This is a genomic window from Endozoicomonas sp. SESOKO2 (assembly GCF_024606245.1).
Classification (GTDB): domain Bacteria; phylum Pseudomonadota; class Gammaproteobacteria; order Pseudomonadales; family Endozoicomonadaceae; genus Endozoicomonas_A.
On record NZ_JAHHPQ010000763.1, the window covers coordinates 1 to 1,898 of the forward strand.

Sequence of the window (1,898 nt, forward strand, 5' to 3'; positions counted from 1 at the left end):
GTGGCAGATTCCCGTTGAATGAACTGGTTCCCTACATTATCGCACAAGTGGCTGGCTTCTGCTGGGTTTGCCGGGTTATGCCTTTGCATCAGGCGTTGAAGCCTTCTGGTTGGCCGGTGGCCTGCTGGTGGGTACCTGGTTGAACTGGTTACTGATGGCCCGTCGTCTGCGTGTCTACAGCGCAGCTTCCGGAAATGCCCTCACCCTGCCGGAATTCTTTACCAATCGCTTCCGTGATACTTCAAAGGTGCTGCAGGTAGTATCGGCGCTCTTTATCCTGCTGTTCTTCCTGTTCTACACAAGCTCCGGTCTGGTTGCCGGTGGCAAGTTGTTCGAAACAGTATTCGGCCTTGATTATAGCTGGGCGGTCATCATCGGAACGCTCTGTGTGATTTCTTATACCTTGTTCGGTGGCTTCCTGGCTGTTTCCTGGACAGATCTGGTTCAGGGCCTTTTGATGGCCGCGGCTATGGTGATCGTACCGGTTATTGCATTGCAAACCGGAAGCTCCGATGCGTCAGTGTTTGAGCAGCTGCGTGTTCATAACTCCGAACTGTTGAATCCATTTACCACGTCTGACGGCAATGCTCTCGGGTGGATGGCCATTATTTCTCTGGTCGCCTGGGGGTTGGGTTACTTTGGTCAGCCTCATATCCTGGCGCGTTTTGCCGGAATCCGTTCGGAACAGGATGTACCTACAGCCCGTCGTATAGCAGTGAGCTGGAGTGCTATCTCCATGCTAGGTGCCATTTTGGTGGGGCTGATCGGTTTGCTCTATATCAATGAAACAAATCAGTCTCTGGGTGATGGTGAAACGATCTTCATGGTATTGGTCAACGCACTGTTCCATCCGGTCGTCGCCGGCATTCTGCTCGCTGCTATTCTGGCTGCGATCATGAGTACCGCTGACTCTCAGCTATTGGTGTCTTCTTCTGCACTGGCAGAAGACTTTTACAAGGCAGTGATTCGCAAGAATGCTGAGCAGAAAGAGGTTTTGATGGTTGGTCGTTTGGCGGTAGTCCTCATCGCTCTGGTCGCCCTTGTTCTGGCTATGTCGCCTGACAGCTCCGTTCTGGGTCTGGTCTCATATGCCTGGGCTGGATTTGGTGCCGCATTCGGCCCCGCACTGATCATGAGTCTCTACTGGAAACGTATGAATCGCAACGGTGCTCTTGCGGGGATTATTGTTGGTGGTGTCACTGTTGTTTTGTGGAAACAAGTGTCCGGGGGTATCTTCGACCTCTACGAAATTGTGCCAGGCATTTTGTTTGCTCTCATTGCCATTGTTGTTGTCAGCCTGATGTCTTGCGAGCCTGAAGCGGAAATCGTGGATGAGTTTGATGGGGTAGAAAAAGCTCTGGCCTGAAGGCCATGAGTATTCCAGTGGCTGCGGTTTAAAGAGCAGTCACTGGATTACTGACGTACATCATTCTCAGCACTCACCCAGCCGTAAACTTTACCTGCCAGTAAGGCGCCAACAACAGGCGCTACCCAGAACAACCATAACTGGGCAGTTGCCCAATCACCGACAAATACTGCCACGCTGGTGCTTCGGGCCGGGTTAACCGAGGTGTTACTCACCGGAATGGTTATCAGGTGAATCAGGGTTAGACACAAGCCTATAGCGACTGGCGCAAAACCCGCGGGAGCGCGCTTATCGGTCGCTCCAAGAATGACCATAAGAAACATAAAGGTCATCACTACCTCAGCGATCAGCACCGCCACCATTGAGTAGCCGCCAGGGGAGTGGGCCCCATAGCCATTTGAAGCAAAACCATCCGATACATCAAAATCCGGTGCGCCTGAGGCAATGAAATACAATATTGCCGCACCGGCGATACCCCCAGCCACTTGTGCGATAATGTAGGGAACCAGTTCATTCAACGGGAATCTGCCAC

Annotated in this window: 1 protein-coding gene and 1 pseudogene; one reads left to right on the forward strand and one right to left on the reverse strand. The window is 52.4% G+C overall.

Annotated elements, in window-relative coordinates; translation table 11 throughout:
* Positions 1 to 46: 46 nt before the first annotated feature.
* Positions 47 to 1,366, forward strand: a pseudogene (gene putP / locus KDK17_RS18185) (sodium/proline symporter PutP); the annotation flags it as partial.
* A gap of 47 nt (positions 1,367 to 1,413) precedes the next feature.
* Here the strand turns inward: putP and aqpZ are convergent.
* Positions 1,414 to 1,898: aquaporin Z (gene aqpZ, locus KDK17_RS18190; protein WP_257288727.1), on the reverse strand; the 485-nt coding region annotated here is incomplete at its 5' end.